The 6,306-nt window shown below is 61.8% G+C and carries 8 protein-coding genes; 2 read left to right on the top strand and 6 right to left on the bottom strand.

The window, feature by feature from the left end:
- The 3 genes from ADADOO_RS02000 to ADADOO_RS01990 form a co-directional block, all read right to left on the bottom strand.
- The coding region (locus ADADOO_RS02000; protein WP_511274557.1) for an aminotransferase class IV at window positions 1-514 on the bottom strand (514 nt) is incomplete at its 3' end.
- Window positions 515-518: 4 nt separating this feature from the next.
- On the bottom strand, window positions 519-1,658 hold the full coding sequence (locus ADADOO_RS01995; RefSeq protein WP_511274555.1) for a D-alanyl-D-alanine carboxypeptidase family protein: 1,140 nt from the start codon (window positions 1,656-1,658) through the stop codon (window positions 519-521).
- A 35-nt stretch (window positions 1,659-1,693) separates the two neighbouring features.
- The gene (locus ADADOO_RS01990) at window positions 1,694-2,602 is read right to left on the bottom strand and encodes a LysR family transcriptional regulator (protein WP_511274553.1); all 909 of its coding nucleotides are present in this window, start codon (window positions 2,600-2,602) and stop codon (window positions 1,694-1,696) included.
- Window positions 2,603-2,704: 102 nt separating this feature from the next.
- Here ADADOO_RS01990 and htpX point away from each other — a divergent pair, with 102 nt between their 5' ends.
- Complete coding sequence (htpX, locus tag ADADOO_RS01985; protein WP_511274551.1) at window positions 2,705-3,583, top strand: protease HtpX; 879 nt, start codon at window positions 2,705-2,707, stop codon at window positions 3,581-3,583.
- Window positions 3,584-3,754: 171 nt separating this feature from the next.
- Window positions 3,755-4,330, top strand: coding sequence for a GAF domain-containing protein (locus ADADOO_RS01980; RefSeq protein ID WP_511274549.1), 576 nt, complete (start codon window positions 3,755-3,757; stop codon window positions 4,328-4,330).
- A 23-nt stretch (window positions 4,331-4,353) separates the two neighbouring features.
- Here the strand turns inward: ADADOO_RS01980 and ADADOO_RS01975 are convergent, their stop codons facing one another.
- The 3 genes from ADADOO_RS01975 to lgt form a co-directional block, all read right to left on the bottom strand.
- Window positions 4,354-5,106 carry a hypothetical protein gene (locus ADADOO_RS01975; RefSeq protein ID WP_511274547.1) on the bottom strand — a complete coding sequence of 251 codons (753 nt, stop codon included), beginning with the start codon at window positions 5,104-5,106 and terminating at the stop codon, window positions 4,354-4,356.
- Between the two features lie 6 nt (window positions 5,107-5,112).
- Window positions 5,113-5,589, bottom strand: a complete 477-nt coding sequence (locus ADADOO_RS01970) for a VOC family protein (protein ID WP_511274546.1) — start codon at window positions 5,587-5,589, stop codon at window positions 5,113-5,115.
- A gap of 40 nt (window positions 5,590-5,629) precedes the next feature.
- A partial coding sequence (lgt, locus tag ADADOO_RS01965) for a prolipoprotein diacylglyceryl transferase (protein ID WP_511274544.1) occupies window positions 5,630-6,306 on the bottom strand: 677 nt, incomplete at its 5' end.

Genomic DNA, 6,306 nt, shown 5'->3' with positions numbered 1-6,306 from the left:
AGCCTTGCTCGACGGCCTGCTGGCGGGCCAGCACGTTGGCGAGCAGCGAGATGACCTTGAGGTCGCAGCGCGACCAGCGCAGGTCGGGCACGGTGATCGCCGCGACGCCCTTGGCGCGGATGTCGGCCGGCGTGGTGACCAGTGGAGAAGAAAAGGCGAAAGCTGTCGGCGGCACACTGGCCGGCGGAAAGGCGTGGTCGCGCTTGTCGTCGGCCCCGCGCGTGACTTGCAGGTAGATCGACTGGTCTTCCCAGGGTGCGGTTTCGATCAGCTTGAAAACGACGTCCTTCCAGCCATCAATGCTCAGCGGATTGGCCAGCTTGATGCCGTTCAGCGTCGCCTGCAGTCGTCGCAGATGTTCATCGACGCGGAACACCCGGCGCGAATAGACCGGGATCACTTCATAAACGCCGTCGCCGTACAGAAAGCCGCGGTCGAGTGGCGAAATGCCCGCTTCGGCCAGCGGCTTGAACTGGCCGTTCAGGTAAACAGGATCGGCGACGTAGGGCGTCATGGGTTTAGTTGAACCAGAGTCGAATAGTGTCGAGGAGTCGGATGAAGATGTTGCCGAGTGGCACATTTTCAAGGGCAACGACCGGATATTCGCCATAAACCTTGCCGTCGATGCTGACCTTGAGCATGCCAAGCTTCTGGCCGGCTTCGACCGGCGCAATGATGCGCGGTTCGGCGACGAACTCGGACTTGATCTTGTCGGCGTAACCCTTGGGGACGGCGATCGACAGGTCGTTCGTGAAGCCGGCCTTGACCTCGCTCTGGGCCCCCTTCCAGGCACGCAGCGTGGCCACGGCCTGATCCTTGGCGAAAAGCGTCACGGCGTCGTAGGAGATGTAGCCCCAGTTGAGCAGTTTCTGGGACTCGCTGGCCCGGGCGCTATCGGAAACGGTGCCGAGGACGACCGAGAGCAGGCGGCGCTTGTCGCGCAGGGCCGAGGAGATGAGGCAGTAGCCGGCGGCTTCGGTGTGCCCCGTCTTGACGCCATCGACGGTGGGGTCGATGTAGAGCAGGCGGTTGCGGTTGGGCTGGGTGATGTTGTTGTAGCGGAATTCCTTCATCGAGTAATACTTCTTGTATTCCTCGGGGAAATCGCGGATCAGGGCGGAGGCCAGCAACGAAAGGTCGCGGGCCGTGGTGTAGTGCTCCGGGTCGGGCAGGCCGGTCGAATTGCGGAAGCTCGAGGCATTCATGCCCAGCCGTTGCGCCTCGCGGTTCATCATCTGCGCGAAGTTTTCCTCGCTGCCGGCGATGCCTTCGGCCAGCGTGACGCAGGCGTCATTGCCGGACTGGACGATCATGCCCTTGATCAGGTCTTCCACCGGCACCTGCGTGTCGACGCGGATAAACATCTTCGAGCCGCCGGTGCGCCAGGCTTTTTCCGAGACGGGCAAAGCCTGGTCGAGGGCCAGGGTTTTCTTGTGCAAGGCGGCGAAGGTCAGGTAGGCCGTCATCAGCTTGGTCAGCGAGGCCGGTTCAAGGCGCTCGTCGGATTTTTCTGCGGTCAACACCTGATTCGAGCCCATTTCGAGCAGTAGCCACGATTTGGCGGCGAGCGACGGGGGAACGGGCAGTTGCTGGGCCATCGCCTGGGCGGCGAAAGCGAAACTCAGGGCGAGCAGGGTGGTCTTGCGGAACAGCGACATTGGCTTTGGACTTTGTTTTGCGTTGGGGGTGGAAATTATACCCTTGGCTCAATCACGACTTGCGGCGCCGCGGCGCATAGCGCCTCGACGGCCGGGTGGCGGATGCGACGCTCGTTGGAGATGGCGTAGATGTGTTCGCTGACCCCGCTCATGGCACCGAGCGGCACCGCTTGCAGCTGACTCTCGACTTGCTCGGCGAGCGCCAGCGGGGCCGGGAAAATGCCCAGCCCGCCGCGGCCGAAGGTCGTCAGCAAGGCGCTGTCCTCGAATTCGCCGACGATTTTCGGATGGATGTTCGAATTTTCCAGCCAGCGGTCGATGCCGCCGCGCAGCGCGTTGTGGCGGGTGGGCAGGAGCAGCGGGGCGCCGTCCAGACTTTTCGGGAAATCCTGACGGTACTGCTCGGCCAGTCCCGGCGTCGCAAACAGTCCGGTGGCAAATTCTCCAAGCCGCGTGCTGAACACCTTGAGATTGGCGCTGACCGGGGCGGCCCGGTCGGTCAGCACGACATCCAGGCGGTGCAGGGCGAGGTCGGCGAGCAGGGTTTCGAATTCACCTTCGTCGCAAATCAGGCGGACATCGGCCGGCATGCTGGTCACGGTCGATAGTAGGCGGTAGGCCAGTAACTTGGGGATGCCGTCGGAAATTCCTGCGCGCAGACGAAGTGTGGACTCGCTTCCGCTATTTGTGACAGCGTCGGTCAGCGCCTCGCCGAGCTGAAAAATCTGGTCGGCATAACCCTGTGCCACACGCCCGGCCTCACTGAGGACCAGGCCACGGCCCTGGCTGTTGAACAAAGCCTTGCCGAGTTGTCGCTCAAGCAACGAAAGCTGGCCGCTGATGGTCTGAACGGCTACACCCAGGCGTTCGGCCGCCCGCGTAATGCTGCCTTCCTGGGCGACGACCCAGAAGTAATGGAGGTGTTTAAAATTGATGGGGGTCATGAGTTTCACAGAAAAAATCGAAGGGTTATTCAATTTTGCTCCGATTTTTCAGTTTGTTGCAATGCAATAGTATCGGCCCGTTTCTCTTTCGAGGAGTTCACCATGAAACGTATTGTCCTTTTTCTCGCTACCAACCTCGCGGTCATGCTCGTCCTCAGCGTGGCGACCAGTCTGTTAGGCGTCAATAAGTTCCTGACGGCCAACGGGCTCAATGTTGGCATGCTGTTCGCCTTCGCCGCCGTGATCGGCTTTGGCGGCGCCTTCATTTCGCTGCTCATGTCGAAGACCATGGCCAAGTGGAGTACCGGCGCCCGGGTTATCGAGTCGCCGAGTTCGTCGACCGAAATGTGGCTGGTCGACACCGTTGCCAAGCTGGCCAAGCGCGCCAACCTGCCGATGCCGGAAGTCGCCATTTACGACGGCGAGCCGAATGCCTTCGCCACCGGCGCCACCAAGAACAACTCGCTGGTCGCCGTGTCGACCGGCCTGTTGCAAGGCATGACCCGCGACGAGGCGGAAGCCGTCCTGGCCCACGAAGTCGCCCACATCGCCAACGGCGACATGGTGACGCTGACCCTGATCCAGGGCGTCGTGAACACCTTCGTCGTCTTCCTGTCGCGCATCGTCGGCTATGTGGTCGATGGATTCCTGCGCCGCGGCGACAGCGAAAACACCGGCCCGGGCATCGGTTACATGGTGACCAGCATGATCTGCGAAGTCGTCTTTGGCCTGCTCGCCAGCATCATTGTTGCCGGGTTCTCGCGTCAGCGCGAATTCCGCGCCGATGCCGGCGCAGCTGGCCTGATGGGCTCGCCGGTGCCGATGCAAAACGCGCTGCGTCGCCTGGGCAACCTGCATACCGAGCCGTTGCCACAGAACATGGCAGCCTCCGGTATTGCTGGTGGCAAGGGTGGATTCATGGCGCTGTTTTCGACGCACCCGCCGCTCGAAGAACGCATTGCCGCGCTGGGGGGGCGCTGAGCCCCAAGTGGAAATGTGGTTTCGGCTATTACTTTTGTCAGGTGTGGAGGATTTCACAGGCAGCTCCGGCTGGAGTCGATAAAATTTCGCCATGTGTTTTTGCCCCAAGGGGGGCTGGTCTGTCGAAATCTTATGGAAAATTTGGTCAATCCGGGCAACGGAAGGCCCCTGATGTCCCCGGTCGAATTGCAGGAAGGTATCGCCAGCCTGTCGCGCGGCGCCTATTTCAAGGAGGCGTCGCTCGACATGATGCTCAGTATCCTGACCGAGTCGGCGGCGCAGATGTCCGGTGTCGAACGCGTCAGCATCTGGGCCCTCAACAACCAGCACCAGGAGCTGCTGTGTCTCGATCTATTCGAGTTGTCGACACGCCGCCACAGCAAAGACCAAAGCATCCGCGCCAGCCAGTATCCATCCTCCTTCCGGGCCTTGCAGGCAGGTAACAGCATTGCGGCGGACGACGCCTATACGCACCCGCTAACCGCCGAGTTTGCGTTCGATTACCTGCCGCGCCATGGCGTCACGGCGATGCTCAGTACGCCGATTCACATCCGTGGCGATTTCCAGGGCGTTCTCGGCCTTGAACAGGTCGGCACGCGTCAACCGTGGACGGCGGCCCACGGGCTGTTTGCGCAGGCGGTAGCCAATCTCGTCACGCTGGCCCTGGTCGAGTACGAGGCGGGGGAGGCCAAGCTTCAGGCGCGTGCGGCTAGCGCGCGGCTAAAGGCCGTTGGCGCCGCCCTCTGAGCGCGTCTCAAATTTGGCCGAAATTACCGGTTGACCGTAGCAATGGCGCTGGCGAGTGCTTCAAGCAGGGATTGAATTTCACTTCGTGCGGCGCAGTGATCGAGGTCGGCCGCCTGTCGTTTGATGCATTCCGATAACTGCCGGGCGAGATGCATGACGCCCCATATTTCGAGCAATTCGGCATGCTGCACCAGTTTCAGCGATTCCGTGGCGAGCGCGTAGGCGTCGGGCGGTAGCGCGGCCAGCGCATCGTGCATGAGCTGGATTTGCTCACCGGCTTCGTCGACAAATAGCCGGTCGAGGACGGCTGAGCGTTCGCTATCGTTGGCCGTTGCCGCGCTGGCTTCCAGACGTCCGGCAAAGTGACTGGCCCGTTCGGGGAAGGCAGGGAGCTCAAGGCCATCGACGTCGCTCATGGACTCGATGGCCGCTGACATGGCAGCAACCAGGCGCGGAGGAACACGGTTTTCGTCGAGCCGGTCGGCGGCGCCGGCCAGCGCTTCGCCAAGACGCAGGCAGTCGGCGTCGGCCGTTTCGATGGCGATGGCGTACAGCCCAAAAATGGCCGGTCGAATATCGTTGCCGCCGGTGCCGTGACGCTCTGACCACGCCGTTGCCAGACGCTTTCCGGCCGCAATCCAGCGTTCATTGAGTTGCGGGTCGAAGCGCGCCTTTCTGGGCGCGGCCACCCAGGGCAGAATTGCCGCGGTCGCCTCCAGGGTGGGGGCGAGCGCGGCGCGGGTTTCCTCGAGTTCGTGCTCGGGGATGTCAGCCATGAAAGCTTACTGGGCGGCCAGCTTGGCGAAGGCCGAGGCGACTTCCGGCGGTGCCTGGACCAGTTCGATCAGCACGCCTTCACCGCCAATCGGGAATTCCTCGTTGCCCTTCGGGTGCAGGAAGGTGATGTCGAAACCGGCCGCGCCCTTGCGGATGCCGCCCGGGGCGAAACGTACGCCATTGGCCGACAGCCACTCGACGGCCTTGGGCAGGTCGTCGATCCACAGACCAACGTGGTTGAGCGGCGTGGCATGCACGGCCGGCTTCTTTTCCGGGTCGAGCGGCTGCATCAGGTCGACTTCGACCTTGAACGGGCCGGTGCCCATGGCGCAGATGTCTTCGTCGACGTTTTCGCGCTCGGAAACGAAGGTGCTGGTGATTTCCAGGCCAAATTTATCGACCCACAGGGTGCGCAATTTTTCCTTGGAAGGGCCGCCGATGGCGATTTGCTGGATGCCGAGAACCTTGAACGGACGTGTCATGAGGCTATTCCTGTCGTGTGGTGGATAACGTAATCCATAATTATAGAGATTTCCGGCGCTTGGCGAGCACCAGCAAAACGATGCCGGCCAGCACCATCGGCAGCGACAGCCATTGGCCCATGCTGATCGTGTAGGACTGGCCGAAAATGCCGGCATCCGGCTCGCGGAAAAATTCGGTGATGAAGCGGAACGCACCGTAACCGATCAGGAAAACGCCCGACACCGCGCCACGTTCTTGCGGTCGACCGGAAAAAAACCACAAAATCGAAAAGAGCGCGAAGCCCTCCAGGCCGATGTGATAAAGCTGCGACGGGTGACGTGGCTGCATGTCGCCGGATTGCGGAAAGATCATCGCCCAGGGCAGGCTGGCGTCGGTGACACGGCCCCACAGTTCGCCGTTGATGAAATTGCCGAGGCGACCGGCTGCCAGGCCGAGCGGGACGAGTGGGGCGATGAAGTCGGTCACCTCCCACCAGTTGAGATCCAGTTTGCGTGCCCACAGCCCGACGGCAACCAGGACGCCGAGAAAGCCGCCATGGAAGCTCATGCCCCCCTTCCAGACGGCGAAAATTTCCAGCGGATTAGCGAAGTAATAACCCGGGTCGTAGAACAAAACCTGGCCGAGGCGACCGCCGACAATGACGCCGAGCATGCCGTAGAAAAGCAGGTCGTCGAGCTGTTCGACGGTCAGGAATCCCGGGCGGCTTTTGATCCGGT

It is taken from the genome of Azonexus sp. (genome assembly GCF_036170495.1).
Taxonomy (GTDB): domain Bacteria; phylum Pseudomonadota; class Gammaproteobacteria; order Burkholderiales; family Rhodocyclaceae; genus Azonexus.
The sequence above is the reverse complement of the archived record's forward strand: the minus strand, read 5'-3'. Positions and strand labels throughout refer to the sequence as shown.